Source organism: Ruegeria sp. CE6 (assembly GCF_056537485.1).
The window spans coordinates 306068-328071 of the sequence record NZ_JBQFRR010000004.1 but is presented as its reverse complement, the minus strand read 5'-3'; the positions used below and the strand labels follow the sequence as shown (position 1 = coordinate 328071).

Genomic DNA, 22004 nt, shown 5'->3' with positions numbered 1-22004 from the left:
CAACGCAAAACGCCGCCCAGCAAGGGGCGGCGTTTTCAGATAAATCGAGCGTGCGCTGAAAGCGTACTCCGCTGGACTATGACTGATAGACAGCGCTGACTTCAGCCCGGATAATGCGTGCAATTTGGGCACAATCTTCCAGCGAAAAGGTCAGTGGAACGCGCATATCCATGATCCCTGCCAATATCCGATCACTGACCGGCATCGGGGCGCTGTCGGCATAACGCCAACTGTCATAGCGTGAGGTAAAGCCCGACGGTTCAGTCCCCCCGAACCACTTCAGTTCGACCCCGCGCGCGGCGCAACGCTGGATTACCTCGGCAATGCGCTCGGGTGTCCAGTCCAGCAACAGGAATTGTATCGATGAACCGACATAGGTCTCAGCATCAGGCCGCTCCACCATCGTCAAACCCGGCGTTTCACGCAGGCCACGCTCAATCTCAACATAGCGTTCGTTCCAGCGCTGCACCTGCCGGTCCAGATCGCGCAACTGCGGGCGCAGGATCGCCGCACGCAGATTATCCATCCGGCCCGAGACATTGGGGGTGGTGTATTTGATCTGCTCGAACACCTCCGGCCCAGGCGCGGCCAGATGGCGTTCATAAAGCATATAAGACCCGGACAACATCGTAGCCTTGGCGGCCAGTTCCGGATCATCCGTGATCAGCAACCCGCCCTCGCCCGAATTGACATGTTTATAGGTCTGGCACGAGTAACATCCAATGGCCCCCTGCCGCCCAGACAGTTGTCCGCGCCACGCCGCACCCATGGTATGCGCGCAATCCTCGATCACGATCACGCCGGCGGCGTCGCACATCTGCATCAGCCGATCCATATCGCACAGATGCCCTCGCATGTGGCTAAGCATTAGTACTTTCGCCTGATCCAGCTTGGCCTCAAGATCATCCAGATCGATGGTCAGGGCTTCGGTCACACCAACAAAGACCGGCTTTGCCCCAACCGACGCGATCGCCCCCGGCACCGGCGCCAGAGTGAACGCGTTGGTCAAAACCGGATCGCCCGGCTTGACCCCCACCGCACGCAACGCAGTGGCCAAAGCGTAGCCACCCGACGAGACCGCCAGACAGTATTTCGCCCCCATCTGGGCGGCGAATTCCTGCTCCAACAAAGCCGTCTCGCTCAACTCGCCAGGGGCAACATTGTAGCGGTGCAAACGACCATGGCGCAAAACGGCCATGGCGGCCTCGATCGCCTCTTCGGGAATGGGTTCTTGCTGGGTGAAATTACCTGTGAATGTCTCAGTCATGAATCCGTTTTTATGCTGAGTGTTAAGCGGGTCAAGGGATCAGGCCGCCGCTCCGATCAAATCGGAGACCAGTTTCGGTAAATCATTAAAATGATGCAACAACGCCTCGGGCTCCAGCGCAGCCATCTCATCGCCCGACGGGCCGAATGTCACCAGTACCGACGGCACTCCCGCAGCCCGCGCCGTATTTCGGTCGGTATCTGAGTCGCCGACCAATACACAGTGGTCAGGGTGCCCTCCCGCGCGACGCGCTGCTTCGCGTAACGGTTCAGGGTCGGGTTTCCGCACCGGTAATGTGTCTGCACCGATCAGTGAAGCAAAGTGATCACGGACACCCATCCGGGTCAGCAGCAAATCAGCCAGGCCTTCGGGCTTGTTGGTGCAAATCCCCACGCCATAACCTGCATCTTTCAGTGTTTCGACGGCTTCAAGCGCACCGGGATAGAAATAGGTATGCGTATCGATCGCCTGCCCATAGACGTCCAAAAAGACCGGATAATAGGCTTCGACAATATCCGCATCATAGGCGCCGACCCGCTTCAATCCATGGGACAACATCAAGCGTGCACCGCGTACCGATACCGCCGCATCAAGCTCGGGCGACAGAACATCCCCATGACCCATCTCGCGAAAACAATGGTTTGCAGCGGCCAGCAAATCACCAGATGTATCCGCCAAAGTTCCATCCAGATCAAAGATTACCGTTCGCATGCTCACCTCCTGAACCGGCGGGATTCCGCCATGTCGTGTTGCAAACGGCAATCTTCTTTGATGGCTGAACCGCTTGCGCCTTTGCCCACAGCGGATAAAACGGGCGGCGACAAAACAAAAGAGAAAACGATTTCATGAGCACTGCCCTTGTCATTCTTGCCGCCGGAAAAGGCACAAGGATGAACTCTGATATTCCCAAAGTCCTGCATCCGATCGCTCAGGCTCCAATGCTGGTTCACGCCATGCGGGCCGGTGCTGTCCTGTCGCCCGAGCGCACGGTGATTGTTACCGGCCACGGTGCGGAAGCAGTCGCGCGTGTGGCTGAAGCCGAAGATGAAAACGCCAGCATTGCGGTGCAGGAAGAACAACTTGGCACCGCCCACGCGGTTGCGCAGGCGCGTGCAGCGCTGGAGGGCTTTCAGGGGGATGTGGTCGTCCTCTATGGTGATACCCCGTTTCTACAGCCCGACACCCTGCAGCGGATGATCGAAGCGCGCGCAAAAAACGATCTGGTCATTCTAGGATTCGAAGCTGCAGACCCCGCCCGTTATGGCCGCCTTGTGATGAACGGAGATGCCTTGGAGCGGATCGTCGAGTTCAAGGATGCCACAGATGAAGAGCGCACTATAACCTTCTGTAACTCAGGACTTTTGGCATGCGATTCCGAGACCTTGTTCTCACTGATCGATGCAGTTGGCAATGATAACGCCTCGGGTGAATACTATCTGACCGACGTAGTCGAGATCGCCCGCAGCCAAGGGCTGTCCGTAACTGCGGTTGCCTGCGACGAAGCTCAGACGCTGGGCATCAATTCGCGCACTGACCTGGCGGCTGCTGATGCGGTGTTTCAGGTGCAAGCACGGTCTGCATTGCTGGATCTGGGGGTCACTCTGATGGCCCCTGAAACCGTGTATCTGGCCGCAGATACCGTCATTGGCCGCGACACGGTCATTGAACCCAATGTGGTTTTCGGCCCCGGAGTGACCGTGGAAAGCGGCGCAACGATCCGGGCGTTTTCACATCTCGAAGGCTGCCATGTCAGCCGAGGTTCGGTGGTCGGACCCTATGCCCGGCTGCGTCCGGGTACAGAGCTGGCTGAAAACGCCAAAATTGGCAACTTTGTCGAGATCAAAAATGCCGAAATCGCCGAAGGCGCAAAGGTGAATCACCTTAGCTATATCGGCGACGCTTCGGTCGGGGCGGCGACCAATATCGGCGCGGGAACTATCACATGTAACTATGATGGCGTGATGAAGCATAAAACAACCATCGGGGAAAACGTGTTCATTGGATCGAACACGATGCTGGTGGCCCCGGTCACTCTGGGTGATGGCGCGATGACCGCCACGGGGACCGTAGTGACCAAGGATATTGAGCCAGACGCACTAGCCGTGGCGCGTTCTAAGCAGGAAAACAAACCCGGCTATGCGCGTAAATTGTTTGAAATGTTGAAGGCGAAGAAGGCTCGCCGCGACAAAGGAGCCTGAGTTATGTGTGGAATTGTTGGTGTTCTGGGCAGTCACGAAGCTGCCCCTATCCTGGTCGAAGCACTGAAGCGGCTTGAGTATCGCGGTTATGACAGCGCCGGTATCGCGACTGTGAACGATGGAGCATTGGGCCGTCGGAGGGCTGTCGGCAAGTTGGTGAACCTAAGCGACCTTCTGGTTCATAACCCCCTTCCAGGTAAATCCGGTATCGGTCACACACGCTGGGCCACCCATGGTGCCCCATCGGTTAACAATGCACATCCGCACAAGGCCGGGCCTGTAGCCGTAGTGCACAACGGCATCGTTGAAAACTATCGTGAACTGCGGGCCGAACTGGCCGAGAATGGGGTCGGTTTCGTGACGGATACCGACACTGAAACCGTCGCCCTGATGACGGAACGCTACATGTCCGAAGGGCTGTCTCCGGTCGACGCCGCGTTTAAAACCATTGATCGACTCAAAGGTGCATTTGCGCTCGCCTTTCTGTTCGACGGTCAAGAAGACCTGATTGTTGCGGCGCGCAAGGGCTCGCCCCTTGCAATTGGTCACGGCGATGGTGAGATGTTTGTTGGGTCTGATGCGATCGCGCTGGCCCCCCTGACGGATCGCATCACCTATCTTGAGGAAGGCGATCGGGCGGTTCTGACCCGCACTTCGCTTGAGATTCGAACCGAATCGGGAGAGCTTGCCAACCGCGAAATTCGGCAAATTCAAATCGATCAGACCCGTGCCGACAAAGGCGGCCACAAGCATTATATGGCCAAGGAAATTGCCGAACAGCCTGTTGTGGTGGCCGAAGCCATCCGCTCGTATCTTCCGACCGGAGGCGATCAGGTCGTATTGCCCGGTGACGGTCTGGATTTCACCAAGCTGGACCGTCTGACCATGGTGGCTTGCGGCACCGCATTCTATGCCTGCCTGACGGCGAAATACTGGTTCGAGCAGCTGGCCAAGATGCCGGTTGAAGTCGATATCGCCAGCGAGTTCCGCTATCGCGAACCTCCCATCTCTGACCGGACGTTGGCGCTGTTCGTAAGCCAGTCGGGCGAAACCGCCGACACGCTTGCTGCCCTGCGCTTTTGCGAGGGCAAGGCGGACAAGATTGTTTCGGTCGTGAATGTCGCGGAAAGCTCGATTGCGCGCGAAAGCGATGTGGCGTTGCCGATCCATGCGGGTGTTGAGATCGGTGTTGCTTCGACCAAGGCGTTCACCTGTCAGCTTAGCGTGTTGCTGATGCTTGCCCTCAAGGCCGCTGCAGATCGAGGCACGCTTAGCGATGAAGAGATCGCCGATCACGCGGCCGCCCTTCGCGGTTTGCCGACTGTTCTGAATGCTGCGCTGGATCAGAACGACGCTATTCGCCAATCCGCCCAACGCCTGTCCGAAGCGCGCGACGTGCTGTTCCTGGGCCGTGGCCTCATGTACCCGCTGGCGATGGAAGGCGCGCTGAAACTCAAGGAAATCAGCTATATCCACGCCGAAGGCTATGCCTCGGGTGAGTTGAAGCACGGCCCCATCGCCCTGATCGACAAGCATATGCCGGTTGTTGTCATGGCACCACGCGACGCAGTTTTCGACAAGACAGTTTCGAACATGCAGGAGGTGATGGCGCGCAAGGGCAAGGTTGTACTTGTCTCGGATGATGACGGTATCGCTGAGGCAGAAGATGGAGTTTGGAGTACGATCCGTATGCCACATGTGCACACCAGCCTTGCCCCGATTCTCTATTCGGTGCCCGCGCAATTGCTAGCCTACCACACGGCGGTGGCCAAAGGCACAGATGTTGATCAGCCCCGTAATCTGGCAAAATCCGTCACGGTTGAGTGATCAGGCATGCAAGCCTATCTGGATCAGATCAAAGCCCATGCCGATCCCGAACGCGCAGAACAGGTGGCGGCCTACCATAAGGTAGACCGCACCTATCTGGGCGTTCCGAACCCGGTTTTGAATGATCTGACCAAGGCTTGGCGGCGCGAACTTGAAGTCATCGACCGCATCGCTGTCGCCGATGGCTTATGGCAGACCAACATTCATGAAGCGCGGGTCGCGGCAGCAAAGCTGCTGACCCAAGCCCGTATCCGACCGGATGACGCGGTGTGGGACCTGCTGCAAAGCTGGCTACCGGATTTTGACGCCTGGGCAGTGGCCGATCATGCCTGTATGGCGATGCAAAAGCGCCTTTCGGCTGATCCAACCCGGCTGGATCAGGTCGAACGTTGGACCACGTCGGGCCACATGTGGACCAAACGCGCCGCGCTGGTCGCCACCTTGCCCTGGACCAAACAGAACCATCCCAAACCGGAAGACCTGGCATGCCGCGACCGTATACTCGGCTGGGCTGCCACGTATGTCTCCGATCGGGAATGGTTTATCCAGAAGGCCATCGCATGGTGGCTGCGCGAATTGTCAAAGCATGATCCAGAGCGCGTAGTCGCGTTTCTTGAAACGCACGGCGCAAACATGAAACCCTTTGCCCGCAAAGAGGCTGGGAAATACCTGCGCGCTCAGTCGGAATAGACTTCCAGTTCCACCAACTCGTCATATGGCACCAAAAGCGCGCGCATGGCTTCAAGCGACAGCCGTCCGCCACCGCCTTCGGGGCCTGGTGCGGGAACAAGCGTCACATAGGCCTGCGCACCCGTGCGCGGCACAACCACGCGGCCGTTGATTTCAGTTTGCACCAGAGGCGTCTGCAACCAGCGCCCCGGAGTGTTGGGATCGCCCAGCCCGGCAACGGTCGTTTTGGCGCCAGACCACCCTGCGGCAGCCACAGGTTCAGGAGTTACCTCCGTCGCCTCTGCTGTAACGGGTTCAGCCGCCGTCTCGTTGGATGAACTTCCGAACACCCGATCCGTCGTGGACCGAACGGCATCGCAACCGGCAACGAGGCTAAAAGCTAAAACCAAAGCATATTTCATGACACAAAACCTAGAGCGCTGCGCCTAACTGTACCAGTCCAAAACGCAGATGGCACTTGCCGCGAACATGCCTCCGCTTTACCTATAAGCCATGACAGCTCCGCTTATAGACCCGTTTGCCCGCGCCATCACCTATCTTCGCGTCTCCGTTACGGATCGCTGCGATTTCCGCTGCGTTTACTGCATGTCCGAAGATATGAAGTTTCTTCCCAAAAAAGACCTTCTGACTCTGGAAGAGTTGGATCGTATGTGCACGACTTTCGTCAATTTGGGCGTCGAGAAATTGCGCATCACCGGGGGCGAACCACTGGTTAGGCGAAACATTATGTCATTCTTCAACAGCATGACCCGACATCTGGACAGCGGCGCCCTGAAGGAGCTGACGCTGACAACCAACGGATCACAATTGCACCGATTTGCGGATGATCTTTACGCAGCGGGTGTGCGGCGCGTGAATGTATCGCTCGATACGCTGGATGAAGACAAATTCGCCAAGGTCACCCGATGGGGCCGCCTGAAACAGGTGCTGAACGGCATTGACGCAGCGCAGAAGGCTGGCCTGCGGATCAAGATCAACGCTGTCGCTCTGAAAGGGTTCAACGAGCCCGAGCTACCCAAGATCACCGAATGGTGTGCCGAACGTGATATGGATCTGACCTGGATCGAGGTGATGCCCATGGGCGACATCGGCAACGAAGACCGGCTGGATCAGTATTGGTCGCTCAAAGACGTCCGCAAGGAATATCAGAACCACTATACGGTCACTGATCTGGCCGAACGGACAGGTGGTCCGGCGCGGTATGTCAGGCTTGAGGAGACCGGTCAAAAGATCGGTTTCATAACGCCACTCAGCCATAACTTCTGCGAAAGCTGCAACCGCGTGCGCCTGACCTGCACTGGTGAGATCTACATGTGCCTTGGCCAGGAAGACATGGCTGATCTGCGCGCACCCCTGCGCGATCATCCCGATACCGAGAAACCGTTGGAAGACGCGATCCGCGCAGCCATCAATCTCAAGCCCAAGGGCCATGATTTCGACTATTCCCGGCAAGCCGTCGACGGTCAGATGAGCCGCCACATGAGTCATACGGGCGGCTGAGATGCCCGGCACACCCGCGCAGCCAACGCTGCTGTACAAACTGTACTGCGGCCTCATTTCAATGGCCGAACCCTTGGTTTGGCGAAAAGTCCGCAGCAAACTGCACGCTGCGGGCGTTCCCGAAAGCCGCCAGCAAGAACGGCTTGGCCATGCCAGTTTGCCGCGCCCAGATGGGCAGCTGATCTGGTTTCACGCGGCCAGTGTGGGTGAAAGCCTATCGGTTCTAAGCCTGATCAACCGTCTGGGGCAGCGCCTGCCGAATGCTGAGTTTCTCATCACCTCAGGCACCCCGACCTCGGCGACGTTGATTGCCAAGCGCTTACCTGCGCGGACGCGCCACCAGTATCCGCCATTGGACAGCGCCGCTCCGGTGCGCGAGTTTCTGGACCACTGGAAACCCGATGCAGGCATCTTTGTAGAAAGTGAAATCTGGCCCCGGCTGATCGTAGAGGCCGCAAATCGCGGCACGCCACTGGCGCTCTTGAATGCCCGGCTATCTGACAAGTCAGTGGACAGTTGGAACAAGCGCCCGAACACTGCGCGCTTCATTCTGGATCATTTCAAGGTATTTCTGACCCAGAACGACAAAACCGCCGCTAATCTGATCGCAATTGGTGCCGACGCGGATCGCGTACAGCCCGGCACCAACCTCAAGGCCATGTCTGACCCGCTGCCCGTAAATCAGGATGTCCTGACCAAAACCCAAGCGCAGATAGATTGTCGCCCGCTGTGGATTGCCAGTTCGACCCATACAGGGGAAGAAGAAACGGTTCTGGCAGCCCACAAAGCGTTGCTGCAGCGCTGGCCCGACCTGCTATTGCTGCTGATCCCTCGCCATCCGGAGCGTGGAGACGACGTTGCTAAATTGGTGAGTGATGCTGGTCTTTCGCATGCACGACGCAGCGCTGATCAACAGATAACATCAGACATACAGGTCTATGTCGCGGATACATTGGGTGAAACCGGAACCTGGTACGTCCTCTGCCCCATTGTTTTCCTGGGGGGGTCGCTGAAAGAGATCGGCGGCCACAACCCGTTCGAACCAGTTCAGGCGGGGGCTGCGGTGATCACCGGTCCCGGCTATTTCAATTTTGCCGAGACATTTGAGCCGCTCATCAAAACAGGCGGCGCCGTCCGGATCAACTCGGCCAATGCATTGTCAGATGCTGTCACCCTCTGGCTGTCGGACAAAGCCGAACTGCACACCGCTCGAATGGCAGCCGATGCCTGCGTGAAAACACAGAGTTCGGCTTTGGATGCGGTGATCGAAACGCTCTGCTCCCGCCTGTCTCTCGGCTGACAAAACACACCGATCCCTCGTCATCTGGCTAAAAATACCTCGGGGGTGTGGGGGCAGAGCCCCCACCCTTCCGATCAAGCAGCAGGCATCCGCTGCTCAACAATCTCGGCCCACCAACTACACCCGGCAGGAATGGCCTCGTCGTTGAAATTATACTCGGGATGATGAACCATGGCCGTATCGCCATTGCCCACCAGAATATAAGCCCCCGGACGCTCTTCGAGCATAAAGGCAAAATCCTCACCCCCCATGACAAGGGGCGCCTCGTCACAGCTGCCCGAGACCGATTTCGCCACCTCGGCCGCGAAATCGGTCTGCTCGTCACTGTTCACCATCACCGGATAGCCACGAATATAGGTCACATCCGCCGTGCCACCAAAGGTCGCTGCAACTCCTGCGCAAATCTCGTTGATCCGTTTCTCGGCAAGATCGCGCATCTCTTTGCTCATGGTGCGTACGGTGCCTTTGATCTGCACCGTTTGCGGGATCACGTTGAACGCCTTCGAAGAAGTCTCGAACGACGTCACCGATACCACCACCTGATCAATCGGATCAGCATTACGCGAGGCAATCGTCTGCAGCGCCAGAACCGCCTGCGCCGTCATCACGGTTGTATCCACGGTCTCCTGCGGTTTCGCGGCGTGGCCACCGCGTCCTTCAAAGGTGATGTCGAACTGATCGGTCGCGGCAAAGAACGAACCCGGACGGATCGAGAAACTGCCGACCGGACGGCCCGGCCAGTTGTGCATGCCGTAGACTTCCTGAATATTCCAGCGCGCCATCATGCCGTCTTCGCACATTTCGCGACCACCGCCGCCACCTTCTTCAGCGGGCTGGAAGATGACCACTACAGTGCCGTCAAAATTACGCGTTTCCGAAAGGTATTTCGCCGCCCCGAGCAGCATCGCCGTATGTCCATCATGGCCACAAGCATGCATCGCCCCATCGGTTTTCGAGGCGTAATTCAACCCCGTCGCCTCGTGAATCGGCAGCGCATCCATATCAGCACGCAGACCGATGACTTTGCCACTCGAGTCTGATTTGCCCTTGATCACACCGACAACCCCGGTGCGACCGATCCCGGTAACGACCTCGTCGCAGCCGAACTCTTTCAGTTTGTCCGCGACCAAAGCACTGGTGCGGTGGGTTTCAAACAGAATCTCGGGGTTTTCATGAATATCCCGTCGCCATTCGGTGATTTCGGCCTGCAATTCGGCAAAGCGGTTCTTAACTGGCATGTCTTCTCTCTCCTAATTCAAGCCGCCGGCATCCGGCGCTCGACCATTTCGGCAAACCATGAGCATCCCATCGGGATGATCTCATCGTTGAAATTGTATTCAGGGTGGTGCAGCCCGGCGCTGTCGCCATTGCCCAGCACGATGAAGGCCCCGGGGCGTTCTTCCAGCATGAACGAGAAATCCTCGCCCCCCATCACCATCGGCGCCTCATCACAGCTGCCACCTACGGAAATGGCGGCCTCAGCGGCAAATTCCGTCTGTTCTTCGGCGTTGATCGTCACCGGAACTCCACGCGTGTATGAGACTTTGACAGTGCCACCGAAGGTTTCAGCAATACCCTCAGCCACCTCGGTCAGCCGCGTCTCGATCAGGTCGCGCATTTCGTTCGAATGCGTTCGTACAGTACCGCGCACCTGCGCCGATTGAGGGATCACATTGAACGCTTTGGATGAGGTCTCGACCGAAGTCACAGACAGAACCGCTTGTAAAATAGGGTCCGCGTTACGCGACACGATGGTCTGAAGTGCCACGATCAGTTGCGACAACATCACTGTAGTATCAATTGTTTCATGCGGTTTCGCCGCGTGGCCGCCCCGGCCTTCCAGATGAATGTCGAACTCATCCGCAGCCGCCAGCAGCGGGCCAGACCGGATCGCAAACTGCCCCGTCGGCACACCTGGCACATTGTGCATGGCATAGACTTCCTGAATGCCGAACCGATCCATCAGACCGTCCTTGCACATCGCCTCGGCCCCATTGCCACCTTCTTCCGCTGGTTGGAAAATCACAATGGCCGTGCCGTCGAAGTTCCGCGTCTCAGACAAGTATTTCGCCGCGCCCAACACCATCGCCGTATGGCCATCATGGCCACAGGCATGCATGGCGCCATCGGTTTTCGAGGCATAATCAAGGCCCGTCTGCTCCTGCATCGGCAGCGCGTCCATATCGGCACGCAGGCCGATCACACGACCCTGCGTGTCGGTCTTGCCCTTGATGACGCCAACAACTCCGGTGCGGCCAATGCCCGTCACAACCTCATCGCAACCGAACTCTTTCAGCTTTTCAGCCACCAAGGCGCTGGTGCGGTGGGTGTCATAGAGGATCTCAGGGTGTTGATGAATATCCCGCCGCCAACCGGTGATTTCCTCGTGCATTTCGGCAAGTCGGTTCTTGATTGGCATCTGATCCTCCCAAATCAGGCGACGGGTAATCGTCGTTCCACCAGCTCGGCAAACCAGCTGCAACCGGCGGGAATGGCGTCGTCGTCGAAGTTGTATTCCGGGTGATGGCACATGGCCGTGTCCCCGTTTCCGATAAAGATGTAGGCTCCGGGCCGTTCTTCAAGCATGTAAGCAAAATCTTCTGACGGCATAATTGGATCGGTGCTGTCATTGACCTTGCCTGCCACGGCCTGCGCGGCCTCAGCAGCATAGATGGTTTCATCGTCCGAATTCACCGTCACCGGATAGCCCGGTGTCCACGTCATCTTAGCCGAAGCTCCAAAGGCCGAGGCAGTGTCCTCGGCGATCCTGCGCACGCGTTCTTCAGCGACCTTTCGATATTCTGGGTCAAGTGTACGAACAGTTCCCCGCAACCGCACCGTATGGGCAATCACATTCGAGGCCACACTATCGGTTTCAAAAGTCCCGACGGTCAGCACCACCCTTTTGATAGGGTCCACGGTACGCGACACCACTGATTGCAAAGCTACAACAATGTGCGACGCAATCAGCGTTGTATCTACCGCCTCATGCGGGGCGGCAGCATGACCGCCTTTACCCGTTACAACAATTTCGAATTCATCCGAAGAAGCCAGCAATGCGCCTTGTCGAATGGCAAACTCACCAACCGGCATTCCCGGCATGTTGTGCATGCCATAGACTTCCTGAATACCCCAGCGCTCCATCAGCCCGTCCTGACACATGGCCAGACCACCTGCCCCGCCTTCTTCGGCAGGCTGGAAAATCAACACAACGGTACCGTCAAAATTCCTCGTCTCGGCCAGATACTGCGCCGCGCCCAACAGCATTGAGGTATGACCGTCATGACCACAGGCATGCATCTTACCAGAAACCGTCGAAGCATAGTCCAGCCCCGTCGCCTCTTCTATGGGCAGCGCATCCATGTCGGCACGCAGCCCGATAACACGGCCTAGCGTATCCTGACGTCCCTTGATGACGGCAACCACGCCAGTCTTGCCGATGCCGGGCGTGATCTCATCCACACCGAACTCCTTCAGTCGGTCGACCACAAACCCTGCCGTTTCTTCCACATCATACATCAGCTCGGGATGCATATGCAGGTGACGGCGCCATTTGGTGATCTCGCCATGCATTTCGGCGAGCCGGTTCTTGACGGGCATCTTTAACCTCTCCTTTGAGATGTTATTCGCAGAGCCTCTTTACCAGACGCTCCATAAATTTTTGACCTGCGTTGAATTGAGAAATCGTAATGAACTCATTCGGCTGATGGGCCTGCGCGATATCACCTGGGCCGCAGATAACAGCGGAATAACCAGCTTCCTGAAACTGCCCCGCCTCGGTGCCATAGCTTACCACATGTGTCGCATTGTCACCGGTGAGCGCGCGCACCAGCGTCTCAGCCTCGCCATCTTCTTCAGGCACAAGACCTGGGATCGAAAAATGCTCGGACAGCTCGATCCGGGCGTCGGGATGAACCGCTTGCATCCGCGCCTCGACTTCACGAACCTTATCGAAATAGGCCTTCTGCCAGACCGATTTTTCATCGTCCGGAACGGTGCGGAAATCCATCATGAAGCGACAGTCTTTGGCAGTGATATTATGCGCGGTTCCGCCTTCGATCATACCAACATGGCAGGTAGTCCAAGGCGGATCGAACACTGACGCAATGTCTGAAGGTTGCGCCGCCATATTCTCGGCGTTCCGATCATTGGCCCAATTGATCAGCGGCGCGGCCTCCATGATCGCATTGACGCCTGTGTGCATGATTGAGCTGTGAACTTCGAACCCCACCACATGCGTGTCAAAGCCAAACCCGCCCTTATGGCCGGTGACGGCCTGCATCATCGACGGCTCGCCCACAATCACGGCTGATCCTTTGGGCAGAACCTCCTGCATGTGGGCGATCATCGGCGGCGCGCCGGTGCAGCCAACCTCTTCATCAAAGCTCAACGCCAGTTGCAGGGGGCGTTTGGTGTCAGCGTGATGCGCCTCGACCAAGGCCCAGATCGCCAGCGCGTCAAAGCCCTTCATGTCGCAGGTGCCACGCCCGAAATACTTGCCATCTTTCTCGGTCACGACAAATGGATCGGTGTCCCAAGGCTGGCCATCGATGGGAACAACATCAGTGTGACCTGATAGGACAATCGCGCCCTCTTCCCACGGGCCGACATGCGCGAACAGAGCCGCCTTATGCGGCTGATCCGGATCAGGCCAACGATGCGGTTCGATCCCGTGGCTTTGCAGATACGCCTCGACCCAATCCACCAGCGGTAAATTCGTATCGCGACTGACAGTCGGGAATGAGATCAGCTTAGTCATGATCTCTAGCGGAGACAGGCGCTCAGCCATGAGGGTCAATATCCGCTGTCAGTGGTCAAAACAAAATGGCCCGGTTCAACCTCGTTGTATTGCGAGGGTTCGGGCGCGTATCCAATCGGATGAATTGGCGACGGGATCGGTTTGAAGTTCAAGTCTTTTTCCGACTTGCGCTTGTTCGGGTCGGCAATTGGTACCGCCTTCATCAGTGCCTGCGTATAAGGGTGCTGTGGGTTCTCAAAAACCCGAGCACGCGGGCCCAGTTCGACAATGCGGCCCAGATACATCACACCGACATGGTGACTGACCCTCTCGACCACCGCCATGTCATGGCTGATGAACAGATAGCTGAGGCCAAGCTCGGACTGCAGCTCCATCATCAGGTTCAGCACCTGCGCCTGAACCGAGACGTCCAGCGCCGAAACGGCCTCATCCGCGATGATTAGCTTGGGATTCAGCGCCAGTGCTCGCGCAATCGCAATCCGTTGCCGCTGACCACCCGACATCTCATGTGGGAAGCGGCGCATGAAGCTGCGCGGCAGTTGCACCTTGTCGAACAGTTGCGCCACGCGGTCCTGCAGTTCTGACCCCGACGCAACCCCATAGTTCCGCATCGGTTCGGCGACCTGATCAACCAATTGCATCTGCGGGTTCAGCGAGGCGAACGGATCCTGAAAGATCATCTGCATGTCCAGCCGCGCTTTGCGCAGGCCGGCCTGGTCCAGCTTCATGATGTCGACACCGTCCAGATCAACCTCACCCGCCATCGGCTCCACCAATCGCAGGATCGAGCGCCCTGCCGACGACTTGCCACACCCAGATTCGCCAACGAGGCTGAGAGTCTGCCCCCGGTTCAGCGTGAACGAGACATCTTCGACTGCATGCACGTTCGAGATAGTCCGACGCAGCAATCCGCCTTTCACCGCAAATCGCGTGGTCAGGTTCTTGACCGTCAGCAACACTTCGTTCGTACCCGGGATCGGAGCGATCTTCTGGCCTTCCTCACCCAGCAGTTTCATTGGCTCGGGCGCGGCTTTACCCTGCATCTCGCCCAATTTCGGAACCGCCGCCAGCAACGCCTTGGTGTAATCGTGCTGCGGGTTTTCGAAGATTTCTTTGACGGTGCCTTCCTCGACCTTGTTGCCGCGGAACATGACCACCACCCGGTCCGCCATCTGCGCGACCACAGCCATGTCATGGGTGATAAACATTACTGCCGTACCGGTCTCGCGCTTTAGGCGGTCCATCAGCGCCAGAATCTCGGCCTGGATGGTCACATCCAATGCAGTAGTGGGTTCATCCGCAATCAGCAGGCGAGGCTCACACGCCATGGCCATGGCGATCACCACACGCTGGCGCATGCCACCGGACAGTTCATGCGGATATTGCTTTAAACGTCGCTCGGGCTCGGGGATGCGCACCTGACGCAATAGTTCCAGCGCGCGCTCTTCGGCCTGCGCTTTGTTCATGTCCTTGTGGATTCGCAATCCTTCGGTGAGCTGCCGTCCGACGGTGAAAACCGGGTTCAAGGCCGTCATCGGCTCCTGAAAGATCATTCCGATCTCATTTCCGCGAATCTGCTTCATCAGATCTTGATCGGCGTGGGACAGATCCATTTCCTCGCCGCCGCGGCGATCGAAAAGCAGTTGTCCGCCAGCAATTTCACCGCCGCCGAACTCGACCAAGCGCATCAGCGATAGAGATGAGACTGATTTGCCCGACCCCGATTCGCCCACGATACAGACGGTTTCGCCTGGGTTAACCTCGAACGAGACGTCCTCGACGCCCACCACCGGGCCATCTTTAGTTTGAAATTCGACCCGCAGTTTTTTGATCTGGGCAATTGGCTGATCCAGCACGCGCGCTCTCCCCTTGGCGGCTTTTCGGATTGGGTGCCAAACGCTAAGGCGGGCAGATGTGAAAAGTCAAACCGATAGGTCAAATTTCGCAAGGCAAGGCTTGCAATTTTCCAAAACTCTGTTTCGATACGCCGCGTAACCGTTCTGGGGAGAGGTCTGAATACACGAAGGCGATACAATCGTTTCCGTTTGATTCCAAATCCTTATCCCTTTTGACGGCCACGCCTAACCCGCGGGCATCGCGGAGATAATCGAGACACGTATGTGTCCAACATGGAGTGTATGATGAAAATCAAAACCCTTTTGCTTGGTGCGATTGCAAGCACGGCAATGGCCCCGATGGCCATGGCCGAGCGTGGATCGGACGGCAATGTCAGCATCATTTACTGGCAAGCCCCATCGATCCTGAACCCGTTCCTTTCGGGTGGCACCAAGGATGTGGAATCCGCGTCGCTAGTGATTGAGCCGCTCGCCCGGTACAATCAAGATGGCGAAATGGTTCCGTTCCTGGCATCTGAAATTCCGACAGTTGCAAATGGTGGCGTCAGCGAAGACCTGACCTCGATCACTTGGAAAATCGCGCCGGGAATCACCTGGTCAGACGGCACGCCATTCACCTCCGCTGATGTTGTGTTCACTGCAAACTATTGCATGGACCCAGAAGGCGGTTGTGCGCAGGTGACCAAATTTGAAGGTGTCACCAATGTCGAAGCTGTCGATGATCTGACCGTCAAAGTCACATTCGATGCGCCGACCCCGTTCCCTTACGGCCCGTTCGTGGGTGGTGAGAGCCCGATCATCCAGGCAGCACAGTTCGCGGATTGCATGGGAGCCAAAGCGCCCGAATGCACCGAGCAGAACTTTAACCCGATCGGCACAGGCCCATTTGTTGTCACCGAATTCAAGCCGAATGACGTGATCACTTTCAAGGCCAATGATAACTACCGTGACCCGGCAAAGCCTGCGTTCGCAACGGTAACATTCAAAGGCGGTGGCGATGCAACTGCTGCTGGTCGTGCGGTCATGGAAACCGGCGAATTTGACTATGCCTGGAACTTGCAGCTTGCGCCTGAAGTGATCGCGCAGATGCAGGAAGGCGGCAAAGGTACTCCGGTCGCAGGCTTCGGCCCGCTGGTGGAACGCATCATGCTGAACCAGACCAACCCGTCGCCAGATCTGCCGGAGGGCGAGCGTTCGACTGCAAAGCATCCGCACCCGTTCCTGCAGGACCCTGCTGTTTACAAGGCCATGTCGCTGGCCATCGACCGGCCGCTGCTGGTTGAAATCGGCTACGGTCAGGCCGGTAAGGTTACCTGCAACTGGGTACCTGCGCCTGCCGCGGTGAATTCCGACACATTCAGCTGCGATACTCAGGATATAGAAGGTGCCAAGAAGCTTCTGGATGACGCGGGTATCGTTGATTCCGATGGCGATGGCATCCGTGAAAAAGATGGTGTACCGCTGAAGATTGTCTACCAGACCTCTACCAACGCAGTTCGCCAGGACTTCCAGGCGCTGATCAAAGAATGGTGGAGCCAAATCGGTATCGAAACTGAGCTGCGCAACATCAATGCTTCGGTCTTCTTTGGTGGTGATCCGGGTTCGCCTGACACCTTCCAGAAGTTCTATGCCGACGTTGAAATGTATGCCAACACCTTCAACGGCACCGACCCGCAGTCCTATCTGGGCAACGGCCTGTGCGACAAGGCACCCAAGCCTGAAAGCCAGTGGCAGGGCGAGAACATCAGCCGTTTCTGCAACGAAGAGTTCGACAAGCTGCATGGCAAGCTGGCCGAAACCGCAGGTGCGGATGAGCGCGCGCAGATCGCGCGTCAGCTGAACGACATCATGGTTGAAAATGGCGGAATGATCCCGCTGGTGCACCGTGGTCGACTGTCGGCACACGCTAACACGCTGGGTGGCGTTGTCCTGAACGTTTGGGACAGCGAGCTGTGGAACATTGCGGACTGGTACCGCAAGACCGGTTCCTAAGCGTTAATCTTGCAAAACCGCGCCCCGACCCATATCGGGGCGCGGTCATTTGCAGACCACTCCAACAAGAAGACGCATATAAAGGCGCCTCTTAATGCTCAACTTTACCATCAGACGACTGGTGCTGGCCGTTCCCACGCTACTGTTCATCAGCCTCGTCATCTTCCTGCTCCTCGAACTCGCACCCGGCGATCCGATGGCGCAGGTTCCACTTACCGTCCCTCCCGAAGTCAAAGAGAAGATGCGCGAGGCACTGGGCCTCGGTCAGCCGATGCATATCCGGTTCTGGAAATGGATCGTGCAGTTCTTCTGGATCGAACCGCAGGTTCTGGTCGACTCGATCTTTGGTACAACCTTCTCCGAAGGTGACCTGCGCGTGATTTCGTGGCAGACCCGCTCACCCGTCATGGACATCGTCGTTCAGCGCATCCCGCAGACCCTGTGGGTTGTTGGCACCGCTTATGTGGTCGCCATCCTGATCGCCCTGCCCATCGGTATCTATTCGGCTTACCGGCAGTATTCCTGGTTCGACCAAATGGGCACATTCGTGTCGATGGTCGGCTTCTCGGTACCGCCGTTCTTCTCGGGCGTATTGGTGATCGTGATCTTCTCAGTCCAGCTTGGATGGTTCCCGTCGATCTATGACACCACCCATGTGGTCAATAGCTGGGACAGCTTTGTTGTACAGCTGAAACAGATGATCATGCCGGTCATGGTTCTGGCTCTGCAGATCACCGCGCAGCTCAGCCGATTCATGCGCGCCTCGATGCTGGACAACCTTAATCAGGATTATGTCCGCACCGCCCGCGCCAAGGGCCTCAGCGAATATACGGTCGTCATGGTCCACGTCCTGCGCAACTCGATGATCCCTGTGGTCACCGTTATCGCGCTGGGTATTCCGGCCATCTTCGGCGGAGCGATCATTACCGAGCAGGTGTTCAAAGTGAACGGAATCGGCCAGTTGCTGATCGGGGCTATTCAGGCCAATGACTTGCCGATGGTCCAAACCCTGACCTTCATCTTTGCCGTGCTGATCGTCCTGTTCAATCTGATCGCCGACGTTCTCTATGGCATTCTGGACCCGAGGATTCGTTATGACTGATCATGATCGTACCGATACACTGGTCCCGGACGAAGGGCTTGCGCCCGCCTCGACAGCGCTGCCAACCACCGATGTGATGGAAGAACTGGCCACCCCACCGCGGAGCCAATGGCGCGATGTCTGGGATCAGTTCAAGACCCACAAAGGCGCGATGATCGGAGCGATTCTGTTCATCTTCATCGTCGCAGGCGTCTATCTGGGCCCATACTTATGGAGCATCGACCCCACTCAGATCGACATCCGTTCGCGCAATCAGGGCCCCAGTTGGGCGCATCCCTTTGGCACCGACCAGTTGGGCCGCGATATCCTAGCTCGCATGATGTCAGGCGGTCAGACATCGGTGTCAGTCGGCATCACCGCGATGCTGTTGGCGCTGTTTCTGGGCTCGTTCATCGGTGTTCTGGCCGGGTTCTTCAAACGGCTGGATGGCCCACTGATGCGCCTGACGGATCTGTTCTTGGCCTTGCCGTTGCTACCGCTGCTGCTGGTCATGATGCTGCTCTTCCGCGAGCCGCTATCTGCTGCCTTCGGGTTAGAGCGTGGAATCTTCATCCTGATCGTCTGCGCCATCGGCATCACCTCATGGATGCCCACAGCGCGGATCGTGCGCGGCGATGTGCTGGCGATCAAAGAGCGTGAGTTCGTTCTGGCCGCCCGGTCCATCGGCACCAGCAATGGCCAGATCATCACCCGGCACATCCTGCCGAATGTTCTGTCTCCGATCATGGTGTCGGCCACGCTGGGGATTGCAACTGCGATCATCACCGAAAGCGCGCTTTCCTTCCTCGGCCTCGGATTTCCGCCGGACTTCCCGACATGGGGTCGGCTGCTCTTCGATGGCGTCGACTATCTTCAGCAATACCCCGAGCGCGTGTTCTGGCCCGGACTAGCGATCTCACTTACCGTCCTCAGTGTAAATTATCTGGGTGACGGCCTGCGCGATGCGCTGGATCCACGTATTCGCGGACGATAAGCGAACTTAGTCGGCGCGCTTCAGCGCGCCGGCCAATACGATGATAAGAACGGCCAGCGGTAAAAGAACTGCAAAGGCAAATCTCAGCGTCATCAACTCGGCCAGAAATCCGATCAGAGGCGGCCCGATCAACAACCCTCCGTATCCCAATGTCGCGACGCTTGCGATCGCCTGTCCGGGCGGGACATGCGGGTCGTTGGCCGCACGGCTAAAGGCCAGAGGCATGATTACCGCATAGCCCACTCCCATCAGAGCAAAACCTGCCAAAGCCAATCCTGCGCCTCCCGCCGATACTACGCCAAACACGCCCAGCGCGGCGCAAACGCCGCCAAATCGTGCTGTTGCAACAGGCCCGAAACGCGCGATCACCACCCCGCCCGCAAGCCGGAACGCAACCATCGTGACCGAGAAGACCGCATAGCCTAACGCCGCGATACTCTCAGCCGCACCGGTAACGTCACGCAGGAAAATCGCGCTCCAATCCGCAACAGCCCCCTCGCCCAAAGCGCCGCACAGCGCTGTGAAACCCACAAGGATTAGGGCACCCGACGGCAAAGCGAACACCGATCCAGGTTTCGAAGCCGAACGTTTCGAAGTCCAGCGTACCCAAGACAAAACAAGCGCAAGCGCGACGACAACGCCACCCGCTAGCAGAAAATGTTGCAACACCGACAGCCCCATCTGTACGGCACCGTATCCGCTGAGCGCTCCCAGTCCGGCTCCAAGGCTCCACATCGCGTGAAAGGACGACATGACCGGCTTGTCATAGGCCTGTTCGACCTCTGCCGCCCAGGCGTTCATCGCAACATCCATCGAGCCATGGAAGGCTCCGAATACAAACAGAAACGCCGCAAGCGACCAGAACCCGCCGGCGAGAGCCAAAAGGATCAGGGAAAAGGTGTAGAGAACCGCGATCACCCGCGTGATCGCCACCGCCCCAAACTTGTCCGTCAAACGGCCCGTGATCGGAAACGAACAAACGGCCCCTGCTGCCATGAACAGCAAACCAAGCCCTAGCGCCTCGTGCGTCAGATCCAGCCTGTCCCGAACCGCAGGTATGCGCGATGCCCAGATGCCGAACAGCGCACCGTTCAGGATAAACATGGCGGCCACAGCCCGCCACGCCGCAACAATACCGATCACAGGGAATCCTCATAAAATCTGCCAAACGCCACCCGTTCTACAGATCATTCGTCGCCCGGCATAGACCGCTTATTCAATTCGCTTCCGGATCTGGCGCACCCCGAACCAAACGGCAAGGATGACAGGCACGGTCACAATTGCCGTCAGCATCCCTTTGCTAATACCGGCCTGCGTCAGTGGGTAGAGCAAGTAGCTGACCAGAGACACCGCATAGTAGCTGATCGCCACCACAGATAATCCCTCGACTGTGTGCTGCAATCTAAGGGCCAGATCAGCACGCCGGTCCATGCTTTCCAGCAGAGCCTGATTTTGAGCGCTGCGTTCGACATCGACACGGGTACGCAACAGGTCGCCGGCGCGAATAGCCCTGTCGGACAAGGCCTGCAAACGTCGCTCGGTTGATTTAACCGTCCGCATCGCGGGGTCATAACGACGCATCATGAAATCGGCAAAACTCTGACGTCCATTGAATCTTTGTTCACGCAACACTTCGATGCGCTGATTGACAATCGCCTCATAGGCACCCGTGGCGCCGAACCGAAAAGAACACCGTGCCGAAAGTGTCTCAAGCTCGATCGAGGTAGACAGAAGATCCGGCAACAATTCGTCTGGGTGCGCTGTTTCATCGGACATCTGCCCCATCAGGCGGGTCAATTGACCATCCAGTTCGCCGATGCGCGGCATCAGTTGCTTGACCCGTGCAAATCCCAGCATCGACATTGCCTTGTAGGTCTCAATCTCGCACAGCCGCTGAACGATCCGCCCGGTCCGCCGCCGCCCGGTGCCTTTCTTGACAAACATCGCAAGCCGCATATGCCCCGCCGGATCAATTCGGAAATCACAAGCGCAGATCGCAGCATCATCCAGCACCCGCGCCACTGCTAGGCTTTCCGGCTCGAACCACTGAGCCAGCGAAGCCTTTGCCGCCTCATCTCCCTCGTATTCGACGACGCGAATTAAGGCCGATGTCACCCGCTGCCCCGGGCTCGCCATCAACCAGTCTGGAGGAAACACCTCAAAGTCTGCCGGATTGAATGCACGTTCACTGACGTTCGGAGTGATCGCGGTATAGGTCACAAACTCGGTATGTTGTTCCCATTTCAGCCAATGACGCCCGATCTGACCCGCGTAGTGAGTGGCTTCTGGCTGAGGGTGCTGCGCGCCGTGGCGATCCAGCAGATTGATCAGGTGGGCCATATCCTCGCCACGATCGCGCGTAACCGCTTCTTTGGGCTTCTTGATCGCCAGAAACACAACCGTGCTGGGTAAGGGTGCAACCGGAAATGGGCGTGCATGCAGTTCATTGGCCAGCGTATAGCGAAGCGGATGATTGTCTATGGGCGTCATGTAAGGCTCCGGTGTATCACCGGCACTATAAGGCAGACCGACACAACATC

Annotated in this window: 18 protein-coding genes; 8 read left to right on the top strand and 10 right to left on the bottom strand. The window is 57.6% G+C overall.

Features of this window, described 5'->3' with window-relative positions; translation table 11 throughout:
• Positions 1–76: 76 nt before the first annotated feature.
• Both ACR0DK_RS17730 and ACR0DK_RS17725 read right to left on the bottom strand, forming a co-directional pair.
• On the bottom strand, positions 77–1267 hold the full coding sequence (locus tag ACR0DK_RS17730) for an aminotransferase class I/II-fold pyridoxal phosphate-dependent enzyme (protein WP_170424131.1): 1191 nt from the start codon (positions 1265–1267) through the stop codon (positions 77–79).
• Positions 1268–1306: 39 nt separating this feature from the next.
• Positions 1307–1978 carry an HAD-IA family hydrolase gene (locus ACR0DK_RS17725; protein WP_480737377.1) on the bottom strand — a complete coding sequence of 224 codons (672 nt, stop codon included), beginning with the start codon at positions 1976–1978 and terminating at the stop codon, positions 1307–1309.
• Between the two features lie 134 nt (positions 1979–2112).
• Here ACR0DK_RS17725 and glmU point away from each other — a divergent pair, with 134 nt between their 5' ends.
• The 3 genes from glmU to ACR0DK_RS17710 are packed head-to-tail and all read left to right on the top strand — an operon-like array spanning position 2113 to position 5982.
• Positions 2113–3465 (top strand): bifunctional UDP-N-acetylglucosamine diphosphorylase/glucosamine-1-phosphate N-acetyltransferase GlmU, encoded by a 1353-nt coding sequence (gene glmU, locus ACR0DK_RS17720; RefSeq protein ID WP_170424135.1) that lies wholly within the window; start codon positions 2113–2115, stop codon positions 3463–3465.
• A gap of 3 nt (positions 3466–3468) precedes the next feature.
• The gene (gene glmS, locus ACR0DK_RS17715; protein WP_480737375.1) at positions 3469–5292 is read left to right on the top strand and encodes a glutamine--fructose-6-phosphate transaminase (isomerizing); all 1824 of its coding nucleotides are present in this window, start codon (positions 3469–3471) and stop codon (positions 5290–5292) included.
• Between the two features lie 6 nt (positions 5293–5298).
• Positions 5299–5982, top strand: coding sequence for a DNA alkylation repair protein (locus ACR0DK_RS17710; protein ID WP_480737373.1), 684 nt, complete (start codon positions 5299–5301; stop codon positions 5980–5982).
• Here ACR0DK_RS17710 and ACR0DK_RS17705 read toward each other — a convergent pair.
• A complete protein-coding gene (locus ACR0DK_RS17705) occupies positions 5970–6383 on the bottom strand; it encodes a hypothetical protein (protein WP_170404060.1) in 414 nt (137 codons plus the stop codon). The two genes, ACR0DK_RS17710 and ACR0DK_RS17705, sit on opposite strands and share 13 nt — an antisense overlap.
• Before the next feature lie 91 nt (positions 6384–6474).
• On the opposite strand from ACR0DK_RS17705, the gene moaA reads away from it, so the two are divergent.
• Positions 6475–7482, top strand: coding sequence for a GTP 3',8-cyclase MoaA (moaA, locus tag ACR0DK_RS17700; protein ID WP_170404063.1), 1008 nt, complete (start codon positions 6475–6477; stop codon positions 7480–7482).
• 1 nt (position 7483) lies between these two features.
• On the top strand, positions 7484–8782 hold the full coding sequence (locus tag ACR0DK_RS17695; protein WP_480737370.1) for a 3-deoxy-D-manno-octulosonic acid transferase: 1299 nt from the start codon (positions 7484–7486) through the stop codon (positions 8780–8782).
• A gap of 74 nt (positions 8783–8856) precedes the next feature.
• Here ACR0DK_RS17695 and ACR0DK_RS17690 read toward each other — a convergent pair whose 3' ends face one another.
• The 5 genes from ACR0DK_RS17690 to ACR0DK_RS17670 are packed head-to-tail and all read right to left on the bottom strand — an operon-like array spanning position 8857 to position 15397.
• The gene (locus tag ACR0DK_RS17690) at positions 8857–10020 is read right to left on the bottom strand and encodes a M20 aminoacylase family protein (RefSeq protein WP_170404069.1); all 1164 of its coding nucleotides are present in this window, start codon (positions 10018–10020) and stop codon (positions 8857–8859) included.
• Between the two features lie 17 nt (positions 10021–10037).
• On the bottom strand, positions 10038–11201 hold the full coding sequence (locus ACR0DK_RS17685; RefSeq protein WP_480705463.1) for a M20 aminoacylase family protein: 1164 nt from the start codon (positions 11199–11201) through the stop codon (positions 10038–10040).
• A 14-nt stretch (positions 11202–11215) separates the two neighbouring features.
• Positions 11216–12382 (bottom strand): M20 aminoacylase family protein, encoded by a 1167-nt coding sequence (locus ACR0DK_RS17680; protein ID WP_170818027.1) that lies wholly within the window; start codon positions 12380–12382, stop codon positions 11216–11218.
• 22 nt (positions 12383–12404) lie between these two features.
• Positions 12405–13571, bottom strand: coding sequence for an acetylornithine deacetylase (argE, locus tag ACR0DK_RS17675; RefSeq protein ID WP_170397101.1), 1167 nt, complete (start codon positions 13569–13571; stop codon positions 12405–12407).
• A gap of 5 nt (positions 13572–13576) precedes the next feature.
• Positions 13577–15397: an ABC transporter ATP-binding protein gene (locus ACR0DK_RS17670; RefSeq protein ID WP_170397103.1), complete on the bottom strand. Its 1821-nt coding sequence runs from the start codon at positions 15395–15397 to the stop codon at positions 13577–13579.
• A 285-nt stretch (positions 15398–15682) separates the two neighbouring features.
• Here ACR0DK_RS17670 and ACR0DK_RS17665 point away from each other — a divergent pair, with 285 nt between their 5' ends.
• From ACR0DK_RS17665 to ACR0DK_RS17655, 3 genes are all read left to right on the top strand, one after another.
• On the top strand, positions 15683–17389 hold the full coding sequence (locus ACR0DK_RS17665; RefSeq protein ID WP_170404084.1) for a peptide ABC transporter substrate-binding protein: 1707 nt from the start codon (positions 15683–15685) through the stop codon (positions 17387–17389).
• A 94-nt stretch (positions 17390–17483) separates the two neighbouring features.
• Complete coding sequence (locus ACR0DK_RS17660) at positions 17484–18491, top strand: ABC transporter permease (RefSeq protein ID WP_170397107.1); 1008 nt, start codon at positions 17484–17486, stop codon at positions 18489–18491.
• A complete protein-coding gene (locus ACR0DK_RS17655) occupies positions 18484–19464 on the top strand; it encodes an ABC transporter permease (RefSeq protein WP_170397109.1) in 981 nt (326 codons plus the stop codon). The genes ACR0DK_RS17660 and ACR0DK_RS17655 overlap by 8 nt, the downstream gene beginning before the upstream one ends.
• 6 nt (positions 19465–19470) lie before the next feature.
• On the opposite strand, the gene ACR0DK_RS17650 is transcribed toward ACR0DK_RS17655, so the two are convergent.
• Positions 19471–20607: an MFS transporter gene (locus ACR0DK_RS17650; protein WP_170397111.1), complete on the bottom strand. Its 1137-nt coding sequence runs from the start codon at positions 20605–20607 to the stop codon at positions 19471–19473.
• A gap of 69 nt (positions 20608–20676) precedes the next feature.
• Positions 20677–21954 (bottom strand): DUF3422 family protein, encoded by a 1278-nt coding sequence (locus tag ACR0DK_RS17645; protein ID WP_170404096.1) that lies wholly within the window; start codon positions 21952–21954, stop codon positions 20677–20679.
• Positions 21955–22004 lie beyond the last annotated feature (50 nt).